This window comes from Neptuniibacter sp., from assembly GCF_024231755.1.
Classification (GTDB): Bacteria; Pseudomonadota; Gammaproteobacteria; order Pseudomonadales; family Balneatricaceae; genus Neptuniibacter.
The window spans coordinates 1-907 of sequence record NZ_JAAEQH010000108.1 but is presented as its reverse complement, the minus strand read 5'-3'; the positions used below and the strand labels follow the sequence as shown (position 1 = coordinate 907).

The 907-nt window shown below is 47.3% G+C and carries 2 protein-coding genes; both read right to left on the bottom strand.

Annotated elements, in window-relative coordinates; genetic code table 11:
- Positions 1-461 (bottom strand): hypothetical protein (locus GY843_RS05605; protein WP_297307372.1); only part of this gene is annotated, 461 nt, incomplete at its 3' end.
- 137 nt (positions 462-598) lie between these two features.
- Positions 599-907 (bottom strand): hypothetical protein (locus tag GY843_RS05600; protein WP_297307370.1); only part of this gene is annotated, 309 nt, incomplete at its 5' end.

Below are 907 nucleotides of genomic sequence, written 5' to 3'. Positions count from 1 at the left end.
TCTGTTCCCCGGCCATCACCAGCGCCAGTAGCGGGTTCTCTAGATATCTTTGGATTTACAATACCTACGCCCTGGGTGATTGTAACCGTTACTGTTTCGTTATTGCTGATATTTATTGGGCTGTGCACAGTTATTGTCTGCCCACTTACCTCAAATCCCCAGACTCCAACATTCACTGCTGTTTCTCCCGGGGTGCTGACAAGGACGTTATGATAGTCAATCGAGGGTGGTAGCGTTGTCCCTGAAGGGAAGGTGAGAATAATATCATCATTGTCTGCGGTCAACGCTCCGGCTGGCCCCACATTGAATGCGACAACGTAGGCGGATGCTTGTCCAGCCTGTTGGTTGTAAAGTGTAACGGTTGCTCCACTCACATCGGCTGTTGCGGGTAGCGTCATCGCCGGGAAGAGCATGCTCAGTGCCAGAAGTAGTGCCATGGTTCCAAATGCTATCTTTCTCAAGTTTCTTCTCCTTATCAATCCAAATTATATTAAGCCTTATCTCAAAGGCAATCGACTCGGTCGCAGCAAGCGATCATAAAGGCATTCAGCACAATTCCCGTGAGGTTTTGCAAATGCCCAGGTGGCCGGAGCTATGATCAGCTTTGTAGCATACTTTCCTTTTTTCGTTTCCGTAGCAGGAAAGTAAAAGCAACTACAGAAGCAGTTAACATAACCACGATGAAACCACTAATCAAAGCTATGGTGGGTACATCATCGTCTTCTGCTTCTGAAACTGGTGTTGGTTCAGGTGCAATTATCGGTGTTGGTTCTACGATCGGTTCTTCTTCTGTTATCTTAGCCAGCATGGCGAAGTTGGTAAAATGACTTACCGGTGCGCTAATAGTATGATTCACCGGATCTACAACGGCACCTGTAAGTTCCACCCATTCACCAGCTTCAGTATC